The sequence below is a fragment of the Bacteroides sp. 2_2_4 genome (assembly GCF_000157055.1).
In the GTDB taxonomy this organism is placed as follows: Bacteria; Bacteroidota; Bacteroidia; order Bacteroidales; family Bacteroidaceae; genus Bacteroides; species Bacteroides ovatus.
Genome location: NZ_EQ973360.1, coordinates 323,334 through 349,292, shown reverse-complemented (window position 1 = coordinate 349,292; position 25,959 = coordinate 323,334). Strand labels below are relative to the sequence as shown.

The window sequence follows — 25,959 nt, the reverse complement described above, 5'->3', positions numbered from 1 at the left end:
GAACTTGAAATCCTGCATTTGTGCGAAACTGCCCGATACGGTTATCAGACAAAGAAAGATTAGAATGTATTTTTTCATAATGTGCATGTTTGTAAACGGGCGCAAAATTACGTAAAATTACTGGTTATCAGTTCATCGTTGATTAAAAAAGGCAAGGATTGCCTGATTATATTTATTGAGACTTGTGCTTTTATGAATTGCTTTCAGTAATTTTCTGTCTGCTTGCGGCATTAAATATTCCCAGAAAGTTTTCATTTTGTTCAGAAGTTGTTCGTCTCCTCCTTCCAACTGTTCTGCATATTGATTGTATACGCATTTGTGCATAGATTGCAATTTTTCTCTCATTTCATCGAACTCGAGTGCACGGTTTTGTCTATACTCCAAAGCTAATGCCGGGTTGGCAAGTAATCCCCGTCCTATCATCATTCCGGCTAGTCCGGGAAACTGTTCCTGAATGCGGTGAATATCTTCTACACTATTGATATCCCCATTATAGATGAGCGGATGTTTGCAGACTCCCTGAAAGGCTTCAAACGCTTTAAGGTCGACTTCTCCTTTATATTGCTGTTTTCCCAAGCGGGGATGCATAACCACTTGTCGTAGGGGGAGCTCATTGATAATCGGAGCCAGTTTCAGACATTCCTCCGGATCTTCCCAACCCAACCTCATTTTGATAGAAAAACTAATTTGCGGATATTCCGTAATCAGCCAGCTAAGTAACGCTTGCACTTCTTCGGGATAAGGAAGAATACCGGAACCATTGTGGCGTTTAGCCAGCATGGGAAAAGGGCACCCCATATTGATATCGACTTCCTTATATCCCTTTTCAATGAGTAGGGATAAGATTTTTTCTGCTTTCTCAAAAGAGGGAGCTATCAGTTGTGGAATCAGATGGGGTACTTGATTATTCCCGGGCTCGATTCCTCGGACATCTCTATGGCGAAATCCGCCTTTTTCGAGTCGTACAAATGGGGTATAATAAGTATCTATACCTCCGAAGCAGGCAGCATGAGCATTACGGTAAATCACGTCGGTATACCCTTGTAATGGGGCAAAATGAATAGGAAGAGTCTTTTGCATTGTTTTTATTTTTGTGCAAACTTATATATAAATGTTGATTTATACGCTAGTTGAGTAAAGAAAAATGCTTTTTCGGAGGAGAAGAAAGGGAAGAGGGTGGAAAGATATGGTAAAAGTAAAAGAGAGGAACCTCGCGGTCCCTCTCTTTCTGATGTTAAATTGATTAAAGTCTGATTTTTATAAACGTTTTCTATGATTGAAGGTTAGAAAAATTGGGGGATATGCTTTTATTCTACAACGTTTATAGTCAGTTCACGTACTACTTGACCACCTTGATGGACGTAGTTTGCATTGTTGGCTACGAAGGTAGCGGTATATGTTCCGGCCTCCTCGTAGGTATGTGAGTATATCTCTAATGTTTGCGAGATATTTTTGATGGCTACACCAGCGTCAGGATCGCAGGAACCATTGAGGAGGATTGGATTGGAAATAAGCCAAGTATCTCCTTTGGTATAATCTTTGCTACCCCCGCTAGTTACGAAATCGTTTGGTTGGCTAATTCTCCAAAAATAAGGAATATTACCATCCACTGTGGTGTATGCTATCTTGTCTGCATATTCAGCACTTTTCATTTCTTCAAGTGTGAGATTTTTGTTTCCTAATGCTTCCTTCAGTTTGGTAAGATGAGTGTTGTTTTTTGAAAGATCATCTAAATTGTAGGTTACATTTAAAGCCGAGAATTCGAAGTTCTTTGCATTAATTGTGGTTGATTTCCCATTGTTGAATTCTAGATTAAGTTGTAATCCTTTAATATGTATAACAGGCATTGTAGCGCTGTTGTCAAGGGGATTCAGGCGGAAAGCAATGCTGATTTCCTTGCCCAAGTAAGAAGTCAAAGGGCAGGAATAGTCTTTAGTAACTTTGGTTGCTTTGGGAAGATCTTCTTGGCTGACAAGTTCCGTCCAGTCACAGTTAGTAACAGCTTCTTTGTCTTTTTCCACGTTGTTGCCACTAATCCCTCCGAATTGATCGGATATTAATATGTGAGTAGAACCTTCGATGGTTTTCGCATTGCCATAGTCATATACTATAGAGAAATTGATTTCACATTTTTCTACGTCTTCCGGTTGCATTTCAATTCTGTTCCGGTGTTTGTATTCGTGCCCTATCTCACCGCTGAAGAAACTGATAAAATCAGGGTCACCATCGAAGCTGAACGTTACCGGACTTCCTTTCTTTACAGTTACAGTTTTGCCATCGAAGCTGACATTGCTGTCTGTCACCACACCAACTTCCATTGCTGTGTCTTCTTTTAATTCCTTGTCGCATGAAGCGAGACATAGTCCGGCAAAAGCGATAGTCATCAAACTTTTATATATTGTCTTCATATCCTTTTCTTTTTAAAGTTAATAAGGGATTTACCAACCCGGATTATTCGTTTTGATAGCACCGTTTGATCCAATTTCATTGGCAGGAATCGGGAAATAATTGTAAGACTTCGGAATATTGAAGTAAGTATATACATTGATTCCGAATTTCCAGGATTCGTCAGCCTGTGCCTTGTCCACTTGTTCCTGCATCAGTTTGTAATAGTCTCCCCAACGGATCAGGTCGAAACGACGTGTGTACTCGAAACAGAGTTCCATTGCACGTTCGTCTTTGATCGCTTTGCGGAAGCTCTCTTCATCCAGATTTGCTGCAAGTTTTTTGATTCCTGCACGTTCTCTTACTGCATTGATACATTCATACGCCAAATCATTGGGACCATGGTTGACTTCATTTTCTGCCTCTGCAATCATTAGCAGAATGTCAGAGTAACGGAGAAGAGGGAAGTTGATGGAAGTATCGTTTTTACTCTTCTTGTCTGCTTCATATTCTCTACGATATTTGGCGGCAGCCCTGTTGCGGTTCTTATTGGCATCGTTCTTCGATTCACGATCACCGTAAGTAGACCCCGGCTCTGTTTTACCATAGCTGAAGGATTTATCCCAGTATTGTTGTTCCACTTCATCTCTTTTTCCCTTTACAAATTCACGACCGTCCACCGGAGTACCTTCTCCTGCTGACTGGGTGTAAGTGAATGGAGCAATATTCCAGTTGCAACGGTCAATGTCATCGTTTGCTTCATACAATTCCAGCAGTTTAGGAGTATTCCAGATAAAAGCGTATGCATAGCCCGGATCACCTTTACCAGTGATGGATGCTTTGGAAGAAAGGTCCTTACCCTGAATGCCGATAATATTACCGATTCTACCTTCTGCACGTACATCCGTCGAACGGTTACCTGCAAATTCTACTTCCCAAATACTTTCATTAGCCTTGGCACCATCCTTATTGAGAGCAGTGTTATACTTATCAGAACAAATGTCGATAAAGAAGTCCCAATATTTGGCAGTTAGTGAATGACCCTCATTCTTGACTAACTGTGCATAGTAACTTGCTTTTTTGAAATATTCTGTAATCTCGGCACTAGTCGTGTTGTTAGCCAAACCCACTTCCTTGTCGCGCTTAGGTTCGCCGGCTCTGAACATATATACCCGTGCCAACATACCCCAAGCTGCCGATTTGGAAACACGTCCCGGCAAATAGTTCAAATCTTGAGCAGATTTGAGATCCTCGGCAGAACCATACATCTCTTTGATGATAAAATCATAAATCGTCTGTTTGTCCGTACGTGGAATGGAGAGGTTATAGGCATCTTCTGTAGAAGTAGTCTTGAAAGGTACATCTCCCCAACATTCTACCAAAGTAAAATAATAGAATGCGCGTAAGAAACGGGCTTCGGCTTTGTACTGCTTGCGGGTATCGTCGTTCATATCGGGCACTGCATCAATATTTTCCAGGAAAATATTGGCTCTGTTGATGCCGGAGTATAATGTGTACCACAATGCTGCAACGGCCGGATCACTTGTGTTGGCATTGTTACAGATCAACCCACTTTTGTTAGGTCCGCGGTTGGCACCACCATAGTGTCCCAGATCGTCACCTCCTACAAGGTATAAGAACTCATTTCCGTAGAAGGAACTTTGTCCCAGAATGGCATAGGTTCCTGTCAGCCAAGAGGTAGCGTCCGCTTCATTTTTGAAGAAGTTTTCAGGAGTGGTGTATGTCGGGTCTTTTTCCAAGAAATCGCAGGAAGTCAGGTTAAGTCCGACAAGAAGTGATATGATGATTATTTTTATTGTTTTCATATACGTAATTGTTTGAAGGATGATTGATTAGAAACCTAAGTTTATACCAAAACTGATAGAGTAGGCTCTCGGATAAGCGGAGAAGTCCAGTCCCGGAGTCAGTGCGCCTTCACGGATAGATACTTCCGGGTCGTAACCGGAATACCCTGTACATGTCCATAGATTCTGACCGGCAACGAATACGCGTGCATTGTCTATCTTCCATTTCTTGGTCAGTTGTTTCGGCAGTGTATATCCTAAAGACACGGTCTTCAGACGAAGGAACGAACCATCTTCGATAATACGTGTAGAGAACACTTTGTTAGAACCGGAGTCGGTAGCTCTCGGAATATTACTTTCCGGATTTTCCGGTGTCCAGCGGTCTGCGTAACTTGCGTATTGGTTCAAGTCACGTGTTTTATTGCTGTTCTCGAAGAACAGGCGGTTGGCATTCAATACATCGTTTCCATACGACCATTGGAAGAAGATGCTCAAGTCAAATCCTTTGTATTCGAAATTGTTGGTAAATCCGCCCGTATGTTTCGGCATACCGTTACCGATCATAGTGCGGTCGTTATCGTCGATGATACCGTCACCATTCAGGTCTGCGTATTTCGGCATACCCGGTTGTGTATTACTTTCGGAAGAGAAATACGGAACATTGCGTTTCAGTGTATATGTATCACCTACTTTGTCGAAATCTTCGTATTTGTATGTACCTTCGTAGATGAATCCGTACATCATTCCCATCGGATAACCCACTTTGGCAATGTAGCTGTATTGAGAGTTATAGTTCTGGTCAAATTTGGCTGCACTCAACAGAGAAGATTGGTTTTCGGCCAATTCTAATACTTTGTTCTTGTTGAATGCGATATTAAAGTTAGTAGTCCATGAGAAATGACGGTTCTTGATATTGGTTGTGTTCAATGTGAGCTCGATACCTTGGTTGCGTACCTTTCCTACATTCTTCATGGCACTGAAATAACCGGAAGAGGTGGGAAGTGCAGTATTCAGCAACAAATCACGAGTCGTTTTACGATACCAGTCTACGGTTAATCCGATGCGTTCGTCCAGGAAGCCTAAGTCCAGACCCAGGTTCCACTGTTCGGTAGTCTCCCATTTCAGTTTTCTGTTTCTTAAGGAAGTGGGCACTGTACCTACACTTGTCAGGCTGTTTTCGAACGGATATACACCACTCGGTAGGCTACCGATCGAAATAAAATCTCCAACTTTATCTTTTAATATCTGATATAAAGCATACGTATCATACTCGCCTACACGGTTGTTACCGGTCAATCCCCAGCTTGCTCTTAATTTACCGGAAGAAACAACAGACTTCAATGGTTTCATAAAATCTTCCTCCATGAATCCCCATGCCAATGAACCGGAAGGGAAATAGCCGAAACGGTTATCACCACGGAATTTGGAAGAACCGTCGGAACGGAAAGAAACCGTTGCATAATACAATGATTTGTAGTTATAGTTCAAACGTCCCAGGAAAGAGAGCATAGACCAGGAACTCTTTAATGATTTGGTCGTACTGGGAGTTCCTTCACTCATTCCTGCCATCCCGAGTGCTTCGTTTGGAATTTGCACTGTCTTGTATGAATAGTATTCATAGTCAGAATTTTGCAGAGTTACACCTACCATACTATTAAAGAAATGCTTCCGTTTGATATTGGTCTGATAGGTTAGAATATTTTCGTTCAACCACGTTGCACGTTGAGAATGGTAGATTTCTGCATTCACCTTATCGGATGATTTCGGATTACCATAACGAGTTTTCGAGTTGTTGAATGTTTCCCCTTTGCGGGTATCGAATGTGTAACCGCCGGAAACTTTCAACTTCAATCCTTTGATAAATTCATATTCTGCAAATCCGTTGAACTGGATATAGTTCGCGTACGTCTTGCGATATTCATTTTTCAAAGACATGATAGGGTTGAAACGATAGTCGTTGGTATTGTTTATCGCGTCGTCCATGATGTTATCCATCAACGAGTTTAATGGTCTGTCCGGTTCGGTCACAGGGCGATATCCCCATACACTATAGAACAGGTTATTCATACCACTGTATGAGTTCTGGGAAGGAGAACCACCGGTAGTTGTAGTACTGGAATAGTTGGTCGTCAGATAGATTTTCAGTTTCTTCTTTTGGATGGTAGTACCCATACGGCCTTGTACACGTTTGTAGTTTGATTCCAACAAGATACCGTCCTGGTCATAATAAGATAAAGAAGCATTGTAGCGAACTCCTTCCGAACCACCGGTCAGGCTGACATTGTGGCTTTGCATCCATGCGCTGCGGAAGATTTCATCCTGCCAGTTATATTGCGGGATATTTCTATAATCTTCCAGTCCCCATTTCTTACCGTCATAATTCATGAAGTAGGTAGTTTCCATATCTTTGGGACTACGTTCTGCCTGTAGTTTGACGAATTCATAGGCATCCATCATCGGGATCGTTTTGGTGATATGCTGAATACCGAAACTTCCGTCGTATTTAATTTTAGGTTGGCCGATTGTTCCTTTCTTGGTTGTAATCATCACGACACCGTTGGCACCACGGGCACCGTAGATAGCGGTAGCAGAGGCATCCTTCAGGAAGTCGAGTGACTCGATATCGTTCTGATTAATGGCTGCGGCTATGGAGGGGTCTTCCACCGGGAAACCGTCAATGACATAAAGAGGAGAGTTGTCCTGTGTCAAAGAGTTGTTACCACGGATGACGATGTTCATCTGTCCGCCCGGCATACCTTCGCCCGAACTTACGTTGACACCGGCAATACGTCCGCCCAATGTCTCGCCGAAAGAAGCAGTCGGAGTGCTAAGTAGTTCCGCCATACTGGCTTTGGCAACAGAGCCAGTCAGATCCTTCTTGCGTATCTCCTGATAGCCGACTACTACCACTTCGTCCAATGTCTTTGTGTCTTCCTTTAATGTGATAACCATTGGCTTTTGAGTGTCCACCTTCATTTCTACTGTGACATAACCAATGAAAGAAATAACCAATATCGAATTTTTATTGGGCACGTTAAAAGCAAATTTACCGTCAAGGTCAGTGATTGTTCCTTGCGAAGTACCTTTTACCTGGACACTGGCTCCCGGTACTCCTTCTCCTAAGTTATCCTTCACTGTACCTTTAACAAGTACCTGTGCAAGTACAAAAGAAACAGAAAACAGGATCAGTCCGATGGAGGAGAGCATCCTTTTTCTAGTTTGAGTGGATAAATGTTTTTTCATATATTAAAAATTAAGTGATTTTATTGAATCTACGCTTGCAAAGATAGATGGATTGAATATTCTAATATGGATAGAATTATTCAAGATTGGTGCAAAATCATACAATTTTCCTGTTCTCATAAACTATTTTTCTTTTACGGATTCTAGTAATTCAGATAATTCTTTCACTATGTCGGGGTATTGTTTTGATACATTCGTTTTCTCCGATGGATCGGAGGATAAATCGTAAAGTTGAGGCTGTTTGTCGTTGCCTAACTCCATTTTCGTCCAATACTCGATAGCGGGGCCGTCGCTCGGTTCGATGTATTTCCATTGACCTTTTATGATGGCAAGTGTGTTATTGAGATTCTGTTGAACGACATACTCACGGTTTGTATTATTTTTGCCGAGGAGTACGTTCAGATGTTCTTGACTATCGGGAGCAGCTCCTTTACGTAAAGGTTGGTCCAAAAGGGAGGCGAGCGATGCATACACATCTATTTGAGAGAAAAGAGCTTGTTGCTTGTTCGGCTTTACTCGGGCAGGCCAGCGGACGATAAATGGAACGCGTGTCCCCGCTTCGTAAGCACTGTATTTCCCACCACGGTAGATCCCCATCGGAGTATGCCCGTTGAGAAGTTCGTAAGCTTGGTCTTGATAGCCGTCGTCGATAACAGGACCGTTATCGCTGGTAAAGATCAGGATGGTGTTGTCTGCGATGTGGAGGCTGTCCAGTGTGTGCATGATTTCACCGATGGTCCAGTCCAGTTGCAGGATGACGTCGCCACGAGTGCCGAGTCCGCTTTTGCCTGCGAAACGTGGGTGGGGGATGCGTGGTACATGTACGTCTTGCGTACCCATATATAAGAAGAAGGGTTCTTCCTGATGGGATGCAATGAAATTCTTGGCCTTGTTGGTGATGATATCGGCTATGTCTTCATCTTTCCAAAGGGCGGATTTTCCTCCGGTCATCCAGCCGATACGGGGAATGCCGTTGATAATTGTATTGTTGTGTCCCTGGCTGGGTTTTAAAGTGACGAGCTCTGGGTTCTCTTCTCCCGTAGGCCAGTCGCCTACTTTGTGGTCGTAGTTTACGGTGATAGGATCATTGGGGTCAAGTCCTACGACATGTCCGTTTTCTACAAATACACAAGGTACACGGTCTACGGTAGCCGGAATAATAAATTCGTAGTCGAACCCGATGCTTTGTGCGTTAGGGGTAATCCGGTTGTTAAAGTCGGTTCCACCTTTCGGACCGAGTCCCAGATGCCATTTGCCTACTGCACCGGTTGCGTATCCTGCATCTTTCAGCATATCTGCCATGGTGATGCAGGTAGTGTCGATAATGAGTTCAGAGTTGCCGGGAGCGATTCCTGTGTTTTCCTGTCTCCAAGGATACATACCTGTCAGGAGTCCGAAACGGGAAGGGGTGCTGGTGGCAGAAGTTGCATAAGCATTGGTGAATTGTACTCCTTGTCCTGCCAACCGGTCGATGTTGGGAGTGCTCACTTTTGTTGCTCCATAACAACTTAAATCACCAATGCCGAGATCATCTGCAAATATATAAATAATGTTAGGCTTTTGGCTATTCTGCCCATTGTTCTTTTGGGGTGCATGATTGCATCCTGACAGCGTGACGATGCCGGACAATAGGGGAAGTAGACGCGAAACGTTTTTCATAATGCTGAATGTTTTAGGAAATAATGTAATGAACACAAAGATAAGCGAATGGAAGAAAAAGAATGAGTAGGAATGTACAAGTGAAGTACAAAATAGTACACTTAAGAGGTTACCTTCTTTATTCGGGCGAAGATGTCCGGACTAAGAAACCGTTTATATCATAAATTTAGGCACGGATTACACGGATTAACGCTGTTGTTTTCATACTCATCGTTTTTTAATCCGTGAAATCCGTGTGATCCGTGCCTAATAATATAAGATTATTTTGCAAGAGTGCTTGTATAGTTGCCTGCTAATCTGTTTCTTCTCCGTCCCCTTCTTCTTCGCTCTCTTCTCCTTTACGATAAGCCAGCGGACTGACGTGATAAATCTCCTTGAAACATTTACTGAAATAGCGGGAGGAGGAGAACCCAATCCGGTCAGAGATCTCCGTGATATTCAGCTCCGGGTTATTCCTTAACATGACAGCGCCTTTTTTGAGACGTATGCTTAGGATGAAATCATTCGGGGTCTGGCCTGTAACTGCTTTCAGTTTAGTGAATAGGTTCGTACGTGCCATACCCATTTCGCGGGCGAAGATATTAACGTTGAAATCCGTATTGTCCAGATGACGTTCGATAATGGCCATCGCGCGGTCGAGCATCTCCTTATCCATCGGGTTGGTAGCCAACATTTGGGCAAAAGCCTGTGGTTGTTTGCTGAACTTCTCTTGCAATAGCCGGCGGGAATTAACTAGGTTATTGCAGCGGGAAATCAGAAGATTGGTATTAAACGGTTTCGTGATATAATCATCCGCACCAATCTTCAAACCTTCGATATTGTGCTCTATAGCAGTACGTGCGGTTAATAATACCACCGGAATATGGCAAGTGTTAAAGTCCGTCTTGATCTGTTTGCAAAGTTCCGTACCCGACATGCGTGGCATTACGACATCACTTAAAATGATGCTCGGCATATCCTTCTGTATCATCTCTAATGCTTCTACTCCGTCGGAAGCCGTACTGACTTGATAGAATGTTTCGAAAATACCGACTAACATCTGTTTGATAGATTCATTGTCTTCCACTATCAGCATTTTGGCGTCTTCGATGCGCTTGTTATCTTCTTCTTTCCATTCCGAATCAGGGATTATTTCTACTGAAGGAACAATAGTCTCTGTTTGCTGGATGGTTTCCGTATCATCTTTCGCTATTTGCTCTTCTGTGAAGTGTTCCTTGCCTAGTTTGAGGGTGATAATGAAACTGCTTCCTTTGCCCGGTTCGCTTTCTACCCGGATTGTGCCGTGATGAAGTTCCACAATACCTTTCGTCAGTGCCAGTCCGATGCCTGTACCGGCTCCGGTATTCAGCGAGTTGAGATGCTCGGTCTGATAGAAACGGTCGAATATCTTATCAATTTCGGCAGCGGCGATACCTGTACCTGTATCTTTTATTTCAATGATGACATGGTCTTTCTCCTGCGATACATTAATCGAAATTGTATCTTCGGCCTTGGTATGCTTCACTGCATTAGACAGCAGGTTGTTTATCACTTTCTGCATCTGCTTTTGGTCATACCATACTTCAATGTCATCCTTCTGTTTGTTGAACTTGAAGTTGATTTGTTTACTGCTCGCATATTCGAGGAAGAGCAGATAATTCTCATACAGGAAGTTAACCAGATTGTGCTGGCTAACTTTGATCTTCATGTGACCCTGTTCCTGTTTACGGAAATCAAGTAGTTCCGTAATCAGTTCCCGTAATTGGAGACTGTTCTTGTAAATTCCCAACACCTTATTATATATATTAGGCGTAAATGTCTGCACCTGCAACAAAGTTTCCACTTGTCCCACGATCAGCGTTAACGGTGTGCGGAATTCGTGCGAGATGTTAGTGAAGAAACGGAGTTTCGACTGGTTCAATGCTTCGAGGTCTTCAATATGCTTCTTTTCGTACTTCAAAGACTCACGGAGTTTGATGCGCGAATTATAGTTCTGAATAAGATACCATAACAGGCTGATAGTGACAATGGTATAAATCAGGTAAGCCCACCATGTCTCATACCATGAAGGGAGTACGATAATCAGCAGTCTGGCCTCTTTTATTCCTTCCCTCTGTGATTTGATGACAAGGGTATATTTACCCGGATTCAGGTTTGTATAAGTAATCAGCGTTTGCTTCCGGTAAGTATGGTTCCATTCGTCTGAGAAACCCTCCAGGCGATAGAGAATTTCATCTCTGTTGGCAGGGATGAAGTTGGAAGTGGCATATTCGATGCTAAACATCGATTGATTCGCTTTCAGACTGATTTCCGGAGTATGACAGATCGACTGTTCCAGGATGCCGCTTTCATCTCCCGGAACTACTTCTTTTCCGTTGACAAACAGGCGGGAAAGAATGATATTATATGATTTGGGAGTGAAATGTAATTTTTTCTCCCAGAAAGAAATCATTCCCTGAATACCGCCAAGGAATACTTCTCCGTCATGTGTCACAAATAGTGCGTTTTCATTGACGGCAGTCAACGGGAATCCATTCTCCGTACCGTAATTATAGAATTTCTTGCTTGGATAGTTGAACTGTGAGAATCCCTGATTGGTAATCAGCAATAAGTCTCCTTTCTGTATGGACGATTCGCATACTTCGTAGATACAGTCGCTGGATAAACCATCTGTCTGTACATCGAAGTTTTCAAAGTCATCACTTGCCTTACGGTAACGGTCGAGACCGCTTCCGGAGGTGCAGAACCACAGATTACCGTTACTGTCCTGCATGATACTGTTGATATTATTGTTGCTAAGACTGTTCGGATTAGCGGGATTGTGTGGATAATTAGTAAGTTTACCGCTGTCGAACCGGTAAGAATAAACACCCTCCCCGGTAGCCGCAATCCACAATGTACCGTCTTTATCAATGCAAAGACTGGCTACCATGCCAATACCTCTTCCTTCTTTAGTCTCTTTGAAGAGCTGTTGGCAAGCGCCTGTTGCCGGATTGAAAAGACAAACACCGTTTTGTGTGGCGACAACCAGCTTGTCCTTATAAGGTACAATGTCTCGGACGATATCCGAAGGTAGTGAGGTTGGGTCTCCGGCTTTCATTCGGTAGACTGTGAAACGGTTAGTACGCAGGTCGAGTTTGTTCAATCCTCCCAAGTGTGTACCTATCCACATGATTTCATTAGTCCGGTCGTAGTAGATTGCTTTGACATTGTTATGGGAAATGCTATTTTTGCCCTCTTCGTGGCGATACCACCGATAGGTGTTATCCTTCCGGTTATACACATTCACGCCGCCGCCTTCGGTACAAATCCACAGGTTTCCGTCCTTATCTTCAGTCATTCTACCGACGATCGGACTACTTAGACCTTCTTTCTCTGTATCTCCGGTTTTGTAACGGGTATAGATTTCATATTCTGGATTGAAATAGTTGACACCTCCGAAATAAGTACCCAGCCAAATTGTTCCTTGTTCATCTTTGACGATGCACCAGATGGAGGAGTGGGTAAGTCCGTCGGGTTTGTTCGCGTTGGCAGTGTAAAGTTGGAATTTACCTGTGCTCTTTTCATAGCGATTTAACCCGTGAAAGGTTCCTATCCACAGATTTCCTGCATTATCTTCACAGCAACTCCTTACGAAATCGGTGCAAATACTGTTTGGATTTTTAGGATCATGACGGAAGTTCTCAATGGTACTATCTGTTTTTATCCGGTAGAGTCCTTCTTCCCAGGTACAGATCCATAATTCTTTAGACGAATCTTCGTAAATACTCGCGATATTACCTCTTGTGACAGGTTGGGAAATCTTTTTGTCTCCCGATAAACAGTAAAGTCCGTTACTGGTAGTTCCCATCCACAGATTTTTCTTTTCGTCCAGGTGGAGGCAGGAGAGGGTGATATCTTTTCCGGCAAGATGATAGTAGAGATCGAAGTTTCCGGTACTTTCATTATATACAAACACTTCTTCTCTTTTCCCGATATATAATTTCTCGTTGAAATAAATAGCATCCACATTGCCTTGCAGCAACGTTTTGAATCTTTGTGTGGTCAGATCGAACTCTGCTACCCCGTCCGTACAGAGCAGGTATACCTTCCCGTTTTTGTTTCCGGTGATACGCAGCACTGTATTGCTGAACAAACTGTTCGGATCGTTTTTATTAAGTTTGAAACTTTTGATATCGTTACCGTTATACCGGTTCAGTCCTTCACGCGTGCCAATCCATATAATCCCCCGTTCATCAATATAAAGGCTATTGACAGAAAATTGGGAGAGTCCGTCGTCCGTGGTCAAGTGGCTAAAAGTGATGTTTTGACCTTGTGTGCGGACTCCAGCTACGCTTAAAAATAGCAGAAATAAAAGAATTACTTTTCTCACTAATTTATTTTTTAAGGTGTTTACATCTATGCAAATATATTGTTTTTATTCGATTTCAGTGAATCTTATTAGAAGAAAGTAACTATAAAACACCGGAAGAGAATTCTATTTAACAGAATTACTCTTCTGGTTTCTAACCTAACTAACCTCTTGTTATAGTGTTTGTGCCTGTTTCGTTTTTATCAGTTCAGATTATTACCACACTACATACTGATTGAAAAAACGAGTACTTTCAGCAATCCATGAGTCCATGTTCTCATAAGCTGCAAAGTGTCCTGATGTAGGGTAACATATCCAGCGTTTAGGTGTACGGATGTGATTGTATGCTGCAAAATTTGTATGTGGTGGTGTAATGTTGTCCTGAAGTCCGAATCCCATTAATACTGGGCATTTGATCCATCCGGTCAGATTCTTCAAGTCAAAGTAAGTTAGTAATGAGAATATTTTATCTTTGTCAATATTCTGCCGGGCAGCTCCTTCGAATACCAAGTTGGCAGGCCAGTGAACCAAACGGAAATAATCGGGATAGTCTGACAGAAAGGGTACGATAGGCGCAGCTGCGGAAATACGATGGTCGAGTGACGCTGCTGCTAGTGTGAGCGCTCCACCTTGCGAAATACCTGTAGCAAAAAGGTTTTGTCCGTCAAAGCATGGCTGAGCAAAAATAAAATCAATACTGCGGACTGTATCAGCAAAAGCACCTCTGTAATAGTAATGTTTGGGTGAATCCAGTCCGAAAGCAATCCACTCACCAAAGCGGTTATAAGGTTTGTTGAGGCCTTGTCCACGGGGTGGAATGACCAAGATACACCAACCGGGATAGTCGTCGGGACTGGGAATCCAGGTGACGGCATCATAACCTTGATAAACCACTACGGCCGGATGACTCTGACCATCTGTAGGGACTGCCCAATACCCCCGTAAGATTTCTCCTTCAAGCGAGCGCATTTCTACTTCGTAAACATCACGCTCTGGCTTCGAAGATTCAGGTAGACGTGTCATTTTATAGGCAGGGTGTACACGTTTAAGTTCGGTGATGGTTTTATTCCAAAATCTTTTTAAGTTAGGGGGACCATCCGGTTTGGATAAAATCTGTTCGGCTTCGTATCCAAAGAAGAAATGTTTCAGAGTGTCGGTGCCGGCAATGAAACAAACCTGGTAAAATCCGGGAGTGAGATTCGTGAGAGTGACTGATGCACGACTGCGAAAGCCTCCACCGGGAGCTATCGAATCTGTTCCGAAAGAGTAGGTTATAAAGGTAGACGATACAGCATTGCCGAAATCTGTTGCAATGTCCATGCGTATCCTATCCGAAAAACCTGACTGTGCAGATGTCAATTCCAGCATGAAGCGTACTGGATGTTCGTTATCGAACATCCAGTTTTGCTCAACAGGAATATTGAGATTTATGGTCTTCTGTGTATAACTTCTTATTGAGTATCCGGTCAGGAGTATAATGACGTATATCCACTTTTGCATCCTGTTAATCATTGTAATTACTCTTTGATATAAAACGTAATCAGCACTCCTTTATGATCGCTTGGCCACTGATTGTTTACGGGCGGAATGATTGGATCTTTGGTTTGTTCTTCTATTCTTTGTCCGCGTACAATAGAGCCTGTTGGACCTACTATCTGGGCACTTTTTATTTGTAGATTTTTATTTGGATAATAGTAAACGAAATCAATTCGTTCGCGTTCATCTGCCTCCGGTGCCCATGAGAGATTCTCTGGAATGACTGATTTATTGTCTGCTGGAAAAGTGAATCCTGGACATTTCACCGGATCGGGATGAATTACCCGGTAGGCATCTTTATATCCCCGTTGAACCAACAATTTGGAAGTTCCCCAATTGACGATACATCCGCGATGATCGAATAGATCTTTTGTATCGGCCTGCCAATCCAGATAAGAAGGCTCATTCAGATCTCCGGCAAAAAACACGAGTGCTCCTTGCTCTAGCTCTTTGGCAGCGTTGTTGATAAAAGCTTGGGCGGATTCTATACGGTCTGATTCTTCGCAGACAGCAAGTATCTTGTTTACATCAGTGATAGGAGCCGGAAGTTTATCCCAATTAACGCTACCGTCATTGTATCCCCGGGGATAGTAACAGGTGTAGTAACGATACTCTGAATGTGCCGGGTAAACGGCCACTCGTTTCCCATTGACATCCAGAATCGCTTTGAACATCCATTTGTTGATGCGTTCTGTCTCTTTGAACGGATATTTTGATATGACCGCTCTTCCGTCTATTCGTGCATCGTAATAGATGAGTCCCTTATCTTTAAGCCCTTGCATTAGTTTAGGCATCACGGGATCGTCTTGTGGACCTTTATATAATTCGCAAAATGTAGCAATGTCTGGCTGTAGGGTAGCAATCTGTTCTATCAGATATTCCGGAGCATGCTCCACCTTGGTACACTCCACCCATAAGTTGAGTTGAAGGAACTTAATCTCTGTTTTCTTTCCTGTTTCTTCTTCCGGTACAGATACTTCCGTATCGGTTTTAGAACATGCAGTGATAACAGGAAGTATGGCAATAATAATAGTTAATAACCACTTTTGCATAATCTGTATTTTTTAGATTTGATTACCAGCCCGGATTCTGACAGTTAGTTCCTGAAGCATTCTGTAACCGGATTGCTTCGTCACCCGGTATTGGATATAATAGGAATTTTTCACTATATGCTTTTCGGTTATTATCTACTACAAAACGGGAGTAACTTCCATCTGAGTTTGCTTTCATTCCGGTGATTACTTTATCTGTTTGATCCAGTATCTTCCAACGGCGTACATCAAAGAAGCGGTGTTCTTCAAAAGCAAGTTCTACGCGTCTTTCGTTCCTGATTCGCAGACGAAACTGATCACAGGATAATCCGTAAGGAATGCCTGGCATACCTACTCTGGAACGTACTGCATTGACTGCGTCTACCGCATCATTGGGTACAGTTCCGGTAGTGGATGCTTCATTAGCTGCCTCTGCATAATTCAAATATAATTCAGCCAGGCGGAACTCTTTGAAGTAGCCATCCAGATTGCCGGAACGTCCGGATTTATAATGCGAGAACTTACGTGTATAATAGCCGGTACAGGTGTAACGTGCATTACTGGGATCAAGTGCACAGTTTCCTCCTGTCTTAGTTGAGAGTAGTGCACCGGTTTCCAGGTTTAGTTTGGAACCATCATAATAAATAGAAGCTTTAAGACGCGGATCACGGTTCTCATACGGTTTGGCTTGATTGTAGAGACCTTGAACAGCCGAATTCAAGTTAGGCTGCAGATGATTGGCATCTAGATAAGGGCTCTCTAAATTGAGCAGAGGATAAGATTCTGTCATGTCACCGTTCACAACTTCATAGGCATCAAGTAGCTCTTGCGACGGACACGCACCGGCATCTGTCTGGCCGTCGGTAGTTGGCAGGCCAGCATAATTCCACATATACATTTGTCCAACTTCCATAATGGTTTCTTTGTCATTAACTACCGGCAAGTCAGTGCGCGAATAGAAATACACATCATAAGGAGAATAACCAGCTGTAGCATTCGGCTGTTTCTTATAAAGTTCATAATTGTTCGCCAGACAGTCATCCAGAGACTTTTTAGTAATTTCTGCGGCTTCTGTCCAAGTGATTGTTCCGTCATTGTACAGAGGACTGGCTGCATAGAGTGATATCTGTGAACGGATGGCTGCACAGATGGCTTTTGTCATAACGTGACGGTAGTTCTCCTTATCTAAGGAACGCCATCCCCATTCTTCAACAGTGGGAATATCAATAGCAGCCTGACAATCAGCTAATATTTGGCGGGCACACTCGCCAAATGTACCTCTTTTAACCTTGGTATAATCGTAGTCGGGAGTTGTTATGATGGGAACACCTCCATAACGTTTCACCAATTGAAGATAATAGAAAGCGCGTAATGTAAGTACCTGTGCCTTGAAACTGTTACGTATATCTTCCGAGTAGACACTGGCAGTAGGGATATTGGCAAGAAAGATGTTGCAGGCACGAATCCCTTGATAATAATAATTGTAGTTTTCCGGATTTCCTTCGATGCCCTCCAGCGGATTGCTGAAGGGAGATAATTGTCCTTCATTCCATTTGCGGGTAACTCCGTTCTGTAGTTCCCAGGAATCTTTGGCTTCATCCGTACAACCAGCTAGCATGGTATAGTTATAGTTCATTCCGTAATTCAGAATCCATCCATAACATTGATTCATATAAGTATACGTTTTACGGTTCGTGGTAAACAAATCGCTGTAATCCGTACGGCCGTCCGGATGATCTTCAATTTCAGTACATCCTATGAATGAGGATAATATGAGCAAGGAGAATACTCCTGATATGATTTTATTTATTTTCATAACTTCAGTCTTTAGAAATTCAGGTTAAGTCCTATGTTAAATGTTCTGTAAATGGGGTATACAGAGTAGGAATATTGTTCCGGGTCCAGATTATCGAACTTGAGAGATGAGGTGGTCAACAAATTGGCTCCGCTGATATAGAATCTCATTTTCTCCAGTTTCAGCTTACTGCTCCAACGTTTAGGAAGTGTATAACCTAATACTACATTCTTCAATCTCATATAGTTATTTTTGGAATAGAAGAATTCATTCGATTGGAGACTTGAAGAGCTTCCTGTGGTCAAAGCCGGATAGCTGATTTTTTCATTTGCCGCATAGCGATCTGCTGTCCAGGCATTACGGTGCAGGTCTGTGTACACTCCTTGGTAAGCATTATCGAAGATACCGCATCCACTGTAATAGGCTGCTGTACCTGATACACCTTGTAACTGAACATACAAGTCAAAGTTTTTGTATTCCAGTTGAATAGAACCACCATAAGAAAGTGTAGGTAGTGTCTGGGCTTTGTCCATCGGTGCCTGGTCACGCTCATCTATATTTCCGTCGTTATTTAAGTCTTTGTAAATGAAATCACCTGGGCGCGGAGAAGCACCAGAGAATCGCAGACCGCTTTTATCTATTTCCTCCTGGCTATTATAGTAGCCGTTTCCGTTGGAATAGTCAATCAGATATCCGAACTGTTGTCCTGCAGAATAGCCGGTTTTACGATATGGATAGTAATATCCGCTGGCGGTACGGTTCAACTCTTTTATGTCAGTTACTTCATTTTTATTGTATCCCATATTCCCTCTGATAGTCATTCTTAATCCACATTTCAGATTCTTGATATAAGATAGTTCAAGATCAAATCCTTTGTTGTTCATCTTACCCAGATTTTCAAATGGCAGATTTTCACTGGCGATACCTTGTGCAGAAGATACACTGTTATTTTGGATAGCCATTTGGGTCTGTTTCACGTTCCAATAATCAAATGTGATACCTAGTGAGTTGAATAAGGTAACATCTATTCCGTAATTTTGCTGGAAAGATTCTTCATAATGGATATACGGATTACCTTGCATACCTTCTACAGTATGAAAGCCATAGTAGTTGCTTAGTAAGTAACCTGCATCTTTATAACGTACATCTGTAGCATACAGGAAACGGGTGTCAGATATCTGGTCATTACCCAGCCAGCCGGCAGATGCGCGTATTTTGAGGAAGGACAACCAATCTGTGTCTTTCAGGAAACTTTCGTTGGATACCACCCAAGCGGCAGATACTGTCGGGAAGAATTTAAAACGGTTACCTGGTTTGAACTGTTCTGTGCCATCATAGGTAAAGTCTCCCTGTATATAGTACCGTGAATCATAGCCGTATTTCACATGTCCCATTAATGACAAACGATCGTATGGGAGATCACCGTTTTTCATCATATTCTCATTGAAATAGCTGACAAATGCATCTACTTCATGTTTGCCTCCAAAAATACGATTATAGTTGATGAATCCTTGGAAGTTGATAAAGTAGCGCATATTAGCGGTCTTACTTAAACTTAGAGGAAGAGTGGTGTGAGTACCGAAAAGTCCGCTGCCATTGGCTGCATAACGTGCGTAGTCAGTAGAACCATAGATTGTTCCGTCATAGTTTGCTTCATAACCTACTATTCCTTTTACGCTCAATCCTTTAGTCAGGAATCCCAGATCCAGATTCATTCCATAAGCGACGTTCAGATTGATACCTGTTTGATGGCTATATCCGGAGCGGTTGATAAGTCCGTAAGTAGGATATTCATTGTATTCTGCAGTAATCACTTTTCCGTCTTCGGTGATAGGTCCAGGTACGGTGGGGGCCATCTGATAGATCGAATTCATGATATCTCCTGTCCCGTTGTATCCTTGATTCATCCGGTCGATAGTGACATTTGTGTTAAGGAAACAGTTTAGATAACGATGCAGAGTGACGTCCACATTAGCTAAAATGTTGAAGCGATGCAATTTGAGTGCAGGATTATAATTATCATTCTTCTCTGCATCAATCAGGCTGTTTTGGTGAAGATAACCGGCATTAACAAGGTATTTAACCCGGTTGTTACCTCCGCTGATATTTACGTTGTAACGTTGCATACTGGCTGCATCATTCATAAAAGTGTCATACCAGTCGTGTCCCGGCATAGTTCCATCTGTAAACCCGGCTATTTCATATAAAGAATAGAGTGGAGTGCCACCGTCATTGAGTAAGGCCTGGTTACGCATTTGTGCGTATTCACCGGTACTTACTATTTTAGGACGCTGGGTAGCCTGTTGTATGGAGAAGTCCATGTTCACATTTACTTTAGTACGTCCTATTTCGCCTCTTTTTGTAGTAATAAGAATTACTCCGGAAGAAGCTCGCGGACCATATAATGCTTTAGCTGCGGCATCTTTCAGAATACTGACAGATTCTACAGTGTTGGCATCGAGTGTATTCATATCGAATAATGGAGCCGGAATTCCATCGAGTACAACCAAAGGTGAATTACCGTTTATGGAATTCAGACCACGTATATACATCATTGTTGCATCATCGGCTGGTGTGCTGGTGGATTGGATAGAAGTCAATCCTGCCAAGCGTCCGGTCAGCGTAGCTGAAAATCCGCTATTAGGTGTTTTAACTAACTCTTCTCCCTGAACGGTAGAGATTGCTCCTGTATAACCTCCTTTTCTCTCTTTCTGCAGCATGGCTACTTCGAGAGATGTATCCTGACCGGCGATGTCTGATATCAGACAAAACTCTACCGGTTTATTCAGAGTGAATTTCATTGTCTGGTTCCGATATCCCGGAATCTTACAAATGACCATACTGGCTCCCGACGGAATCTCCATGATGAATTTTCCGTCTTTATCACTGCTTGTGGTGTATTCGGGATTGTCCGGGACAGAAATGATTGCGCCGTCTAAAGGTTCGTTGCTCTCATTCCGCACCACACCGGATATAACTTCTTGCACTTGTGCCCGGCATACTTCATTGCCTGTGAACAGGCATACGATGCACAAAAGTGTGATTATTCTGTTTTTCATATACATTCTGTTTTATGATTACCATCCTGCATTTTGCCACGTCTGTCCTGTCGTGCCTTCCAATACGGCTGCTTCATTGGCAGGGATAGGATATACGTGCCATTTCTTTTCATAACTCATTTTGCTCGGTTTGCTGCCGTCTGTTCCTAGATTGATTCTTTCATAAGAGAATGAGTTTCCATTTTTGGTGATTCTCATACCTGTGGTAAACTTCTCATTTTCCATATTCTCATTGGCGGGTGTCCAACGGCGGATATCGAAATATCTGTCTTCTTCACAAGCCAGCTCTATCTGGCGTTCGTGGCGTACCAATAAACGAGCTTCGTTCTTGTCGTTTGTCGACAGATCAACCGAAGGATCAAAACCTGCGCGATGACGGATTTCATTGATCCATTCCAGGCCTTCGGTAAGGTGTCCGCTTTCAATAGCGGCTTCGGCGGCATTCAGATAAATTTTGCCTAATCGGTAAAAACGGAAACGGCCATCATATCCAGCCACTCCGGCTGCCTTACAGTTACCGTTTACCATTCTTTTTCTCCAATAATAACCGGTACGTGTATTCGTATTTCCACTTGTACGGATTTCGCTATTTCCTCCCACGTACGTTTCTACTACTGCCGGTTCCTTTCCTAACAGCACAGGACTGTTATTATAAAAAATTGTAGCCTGGAAACGAGGATCACGTCCCTTATAAGGGTTGGCTGGGTCATAACCGCTATTAGGGTTATAATTAGGTGACAGATGCTTCTCATCGTTATAAGGTTTCGATAAATCCAGTACAGGCTTTCCTGTTGCTAGCATATCATAGGCGTCTACTAATTCTTGGGAAGGAACAATAGTTAATTGAGCGTTTCCCAATACCGGAGCTCCGATAACGTCATACAAAGGATTGGTGTATGGGTCGGGCCAATAGCCTTCGGTACTTTGCCAGATTGTTTCTTTATCACTGGGATCTGTTCCGATATAGTTATTGAGCGTAAAGTACTCCATATAAGCATTGTTATAGTACTTTTCAGTATCCGCACATTTAGTATACAATTCATATCCATTGGCTTTCAGCTGTTCCAGACAGTCTTTGTTGATTGTGTAAGCCCATTCCCAAAGATCTTTGCCGCCATTGTTGTAAGTGCTGGCTGCGAATAGACATGCTTCGGAACGGATAGCCATTGCGATACCTTTGGTCATTCTGATCTTCTCGTTGAGTGTTGTCAGTCGCCAAGGGAGGTTGCTGGATTGCAAAGCTATTTCGCAATCATCTACAATGAATCGGGCACAGTCTTCGAAAGTAGGACGTGATAGAGTTGAATAATCATAGTCTAAACCGTATGGCTCTTTCTCAATAGGCACAGGACCATACCATTTCAGTAACTCCATATAGAAATAAGCACGGAGTACATGAGCCTCTGCTACCCAACGGTCACGGTCGCTTTCTCTTGGTATGGCGGCGGTGGCTGCCCGTTGGAGGAATGTGTTGATAATACGGATTTGCCCCCAGTATAACTGCCAGTATCCTCCTTCTGAGTAGGTGTCACCCATATCTCTGCGAACGTCGAGATAGAAGTCGGTGGTGGTACAGTTGCCGGATGCGGCATGTGCAAAGCCGGCACCGGAACCATCCGTGCAATCCCACGCTTCATCACTAAGTGCTACGGGATAGTTGCTCCAGAAATGATATCGTAAACTCTTTTTAGGCAGATAGTCAAAGCAAGTACTGAAATAAGCTTTAGTCAGATCGGGATCTTGGAATACTTCGTCCAGTGATAATCTTCCGTCGGGAGCTACATCCAACGCTTCATTACAAGAACTGAATGTGAGCAAGGAAGCAAACATGCATATATAAATCAATCTTTTTTTCATATCGGTTTTGTTTTAGCCGTTAAAATGTAATATTTAAACCTACATTGTACGTACGCATTGTTGGATAGGCTGCCGGACTGTTTTGTTCGGGATCGAAGCTGTCAGTCTTCAGGTGAGTCCATGTATACAAGTTGTTACCACTTAAATAGAAACGTACATTGGAAGCACCGATTTTCTTGCTGATGCTTTCCGGTAATGTATATCCTACTTCTGCATTTTTCAGACGTATATATGAGGCATCCATGATAAAGAAGTCGTTGGGCTGCAAGCTCGGGCCGCCACTGCTGGACAGACGAGGATACGTAATCTTTTCGTGATTATTATAGCGTTCTTCGCTCCAACGTTCCATGTGCATCTTGTAAAAGTTGCCGCTGCTTTCATAAATACCGGCTCCTGAATAAGTCTTGCTGTATTGGCCTACTCCCTGCAACATGATAGAAACATCGAATCCTTTCCAGTTGGCAGATAAAGAGAAACCGTAGTTGATGCGAGGCAATAGGGAGGAATAGCCAATGGGAGCCTTGTCACGGTCATTGATGACACCGTCTCCGTTGAGATCTTTATAAATAAAGTCTCCGGGTTCCGGTGTTCCTACACCTTCATAAGTCAGTCCGCTCTTGGCAATACTCTCGTCGCTATAGAAGAATCCTGTGCCGTCACGCCCTTTTTCAGGATCATAGCTGTGGTCGATGATATATCCCCAGTTTTGTCCTAATGAGAAGCCGGTGGTGCGGGTGCGATAAGCATAATCCTTACCTAATAGTGGCTCGTCATATTCCAATACTTTGTTTTTGGCATAACTGAAGTTTGCATTAGCAGAAACAGATAGCCCGTTTTTGAATTGTTTCTGATATCCGAGGACCATTTCGAATCCCTGATTCTTTACTTCACCATCGTTCATCAGTGGAAGAGCGGATGAGGGAAGACCTTGAATCATAGGAGTAGTCTGCGGGATAATCAGAATATTTTTTCTTTTTTCAACAAAGTAGTCAAATGAGAAGGAAAGATCATGATACAAGGATATGTCTATACCATAATTCTGTTTTTCAGCTGTTTCCCATGTGATGCTTTTGTTTCCTATGTAGTTTTCGGCTATCTTGTAACCTTGTCCCCAACCGGAACCATTGGAAGCATATCCCAAGCTTGGGGATAACCAATGATCTCCTTTACTGTCGGTGACTACGGAATATTGACTGATATTATCCAGATAAAGGAAACGGGCTGAACCGAAGGCGTCGTTACCAACTTTTCCCCAAGAAGCTCTTAACTTCAGATTGGTCAAAACCGGATTATCCTGAAGGAAGCCCTCATTAGTAATCAGCCAACCGAAAGAGGCAGCCGGGAAGAGACCAAATCGTTTGTCCGGTGAAAATTGTTCAGAGCCGTTATAACCTACGTTGACCTCTGCAAAATAACGTCTGTCATAGTCATAAGTTGCACGTCCGGCAATACCGATGACGTTGTAAGGAAGCAGTAGGTCACCGGATGTTTCTTTGGATTCTTTGATGTCCCGTTGAGCTAGAAACATAGCAGTGACATTATGCTTTCCGGCGAAGGTCTGGTTATAGTTGATTTGTCCCTGTAAGTTCATAACCCAATAAGATTCGGAAGACTTTGTGAGTTCAATCGGGCCGTCTTCGTCCTCCAGGCTAGGATGGCGATTGATAAACAAATGCTCTCCTGAAGCTAATGTCTGATACGTATACCAGGTATAGGAACGTTTTCCGATTGTTTTCCCAAATCCTTTGGAGTCGAAAGATACCTGGCCTTTGACAGAGAGCCCTTTAGTGATAAATCCCAAATCTATTTCTACTCCTCCGATAACATTGATTCCCGATCTGGTTTCCAGTTGATAGCCCGAACGGTTGATTAGCGGATATGCACTCAATGAATTGTTGGCGGGATCTTCTACGGATAATCCGGCACCAATAGGGAAAGTACGTATAGCATCAGTAGCGTATGCACCTTCCGGGGTGAGATACATGGAAGTAGGGCGTGAGGTCAAAGCGCTGTTGAATACACTTGACATACTTGCGGAAGTTCCGTTGATCCGTTCCAGATAAGAGGAAGCGTTTAAGTTAATCTTTACCGACTTATTGACTTTGTAGTCGATATTTGAGCGGAAGTTGTAGCGGTCTAATGAAGACTGGGCATTGTATCCCAACCTGGATTTAGGTTCTACGTTGAACATACCTCCCTGATGCAGATAGCCTGCACTTACAAAGTATTGAAGTTTGTCCGAACCTCCCGAAACGTTCATGTTGGCTCTGGTCATGGGAGCATAATCTCTGAACAAGATATCTTGCCAGTTATTATTCGGATAAAAATCCGGGTCTACAGGATTACCTGTTTTCCATGAGTCGAACTTATCAATGTCCGGCCCGAGGAATTCAGCGGAATTTCCGTCGTTCACGAGTGCTTCATTGCGAAGTCTGACCCAGTCCCATGAATCCAGACGTTCGGGCTTGAAAGCGATTTCCTGCATGCTGAATTCTACATTGGCACTGATACGGGCAGTTCCTTTTTCACCTCTACGAGTGGTAATCATTATCACTCCGTTGGCACCACGTACTCCGAATACTGCTGTTGCGGAAGCATCTTTCAATACGGAGATATTAGCAATCTCGTTCGGGTCGATAGATCGCATATCGTCTACAGCTACTCCATCTACCATAATTAATGGGTTTGTTCCGTTTGTAGTGGCAGCACCACGCAGGAACATGGTGACTTCGTCACGTCCCGGTTCACCGGAGGTCTGGATAGTTGTCAATCCTGGGAGTTTTCCGGATAAAGCGGAACTTAGGTTGGGCGATGAGGATTTCATCAAATCTTTTCGATCAATGGAAGCTACGGAACCGATGACAGAAACCTTTTTCTGGGTACCGTAAGCTACCACTACAACTTCCTCCAGGTTCGCTACGTCCGGATGCATGATGATACGCATGTCTTTTTTAGCAGGAATGTCCTGCTTTTGATAACCTACATAACTGATTTCCAGTATAGCGTTGGGGGCAACCGATAAAGAGAAACGACCGTCTATGTCTGTAATAGTACCATTCGTTGCTGCTCCTTTTTCTATGACGGAAGCTCCGATCAGGCTTTCACCGGACTCGTCTACGACGACTCCAGAGGCTGTTATTTTAGACTGTTGCTGTGTCAGGGTAGCATCTCCGATATCCGATGCATTTCCTGTAACGGGAATACAGATTCCCAACCCAAGCAACAGGCACATTTTGTATAGCCAATAACTTTTTTTCAT

General features: G+C 43.1%; 12 protein-coding genes. All 12 read right to left on the bottom strand.

All coding sequences use genetic code 11. The features are described from left to right. Positions 1 to 132 precede the first annotated feature (132 nt). Positions 133 to 1,080 carry a tRNA-dihydrouridine synthase family protein gene (locus tag BSCG_RS13380; RefSeq protein ID WP_004313853.1) on the bottom strand — a complete coding sequence of 316 codons (948 nt, stop codon included), beginning with the start codon at positions 1,078 to 1,080 and terminating at the stop codon, positions 133 to 135. A 227-nt stretch (positions 1,081 to 1,307) separates the two neighbouring features. Continuing rightward, a complete protein-coding gene (locus BSCG_RS13385; RefSeq protein ID WP_032849532.1) occupies positions 1,308 to 2,408 on the bottom strand; it encodes a DUF5017 domain-containing protein in 1,101 nt (366 codons plus the stop codon). A 30-nt stretch (positions 2,409 to 2,438) separates the two neighbouring features. Beyond that, a complete protein-coding gene (locus BSCG_RS13390) occupies positions 2,439 to 4,211 on the bottom strand; it encodes a RagB/SusD family nutrient uptake outer membrane protein (RefSeq protein WP_004324280.1) in 1,773 nt (590 codons plus the stop codon). Between the two features lie 27 nt (positions 4,212 to 4,238). After that, positions 4,239 to 7,397, bottom strand: coding sequence for a SusC/RagA family TonB-linked outer membrane protein (locus BSCG_RS13395; RefSeq protein ID WP_008023920.1), 3,159 nt, complete (start codon positions 7,395 to 7,397; stop codon positions 4,239 to 4,241). Between the two features lie 159 nt (positions 7,398 to 7,556). Next, positions 7,557 to 9,092, bottom strand: coding sequence for a sulfatase-like hydrolase/transferase (locus BSCG_RS13400; protein ID WP_008776115.1), 1,536 nt, complete (start codon positions 9,090 to 9,092; stop codon positions 7,557 to 7,559). A gap of 292 nt (positions 9,093 to 9,384) precedes the next feature. Beyond that, positions 9,385 to 13,443 (bottom strand): two-component regulator propeller domain-containing protein, encoded by a 4,059-nt coding sequence (locus BSCG_RS13405; RefSeq protein ID WP_004310358.1) that lies wholly within the window; start codon positions 13,441 to 13,443, stop codon positions 9,385 to 9,387. Positions 13,444 to 13,638: 195 nt separating this feature from the next. Next, positions 13,639 to 14,934 carry an acetylxylan esterase gene (locus tag BSCG_RS13410; protein WP_004310359.1) on the bottom strand — a complete coding sequence of 432 codons (1,296 nt, stop codon included), beginning with the start codon at positions 14,932 to 14,934 and terminating at the stop codon, positions 13,639 to 13,641. A gap of 5 nt (positions 14,935 to 14,939) precedes the next feature. Next, a complete protein-coding gene (locus tag BSCG_RS13415; protein WP_008776113.1) occupies positions 14,940 to 16,010 on the bottom strand; it encodes an endonuclease/exonuclease/phosphatase family protein in 1,071 nt (356 codons plus the stop codon). A gap of 22 nt (positions 16,011 to 16,032) precedes the next feature. Further along, positions 16,033 to 17,805, bottom strand: a complete 1,773-nt coding sequence (locus tag BSCG_RS13420) for a RagB/SusD family nutrient uptake outer membrane protein (protein WP_008776112.1) — start codon at positions 17,803 to 17,805, stop codon at positions 16,033 to 16,035. A gap of 11 nt (positions 17,806 to 17,816) precedes the next feature. Then, complete coding sequence (locus tag BSCG_RS13425; protein WP_008776111.1) at positions 17,817 to 20,849, bottom strand: SusC/RagA family TonB-linked outer membrane protein; 3,033 nt, start codon at positions 20,847 to 20,849, stop codon at positions 17,817 to 17,819. A 12-nt stretch (positions 20,850 to 20,861) separates the two neighbouring features. After that, positions 20,862 to 22,700: a RagB/SusD family nutrient uptake outer membrane protein gene (locus BSCG_RS13430; RefSeq protein WP_004310363.1), complete on the bottom strand. Its 1,839-nt coding sequence runs from the start codon at positions 22,698 to 22,700 to the stop codon at positions 20,862 to 20,864. Positions 22,701 to 22,719: 19 nt separating this feature from the next. Then, on the bottom strand, positions 22,720 to 25,959 hold the full coding sequence (locus BSCG_RS13435; RefSeq protein ID WP_008776109.1) for a SusC/RagA family TonB-linked outer membrane protein: 3,240 nt from the start codon (positions 25,957 to 25,959) through the stop codon (positions 22,720 to 22,722).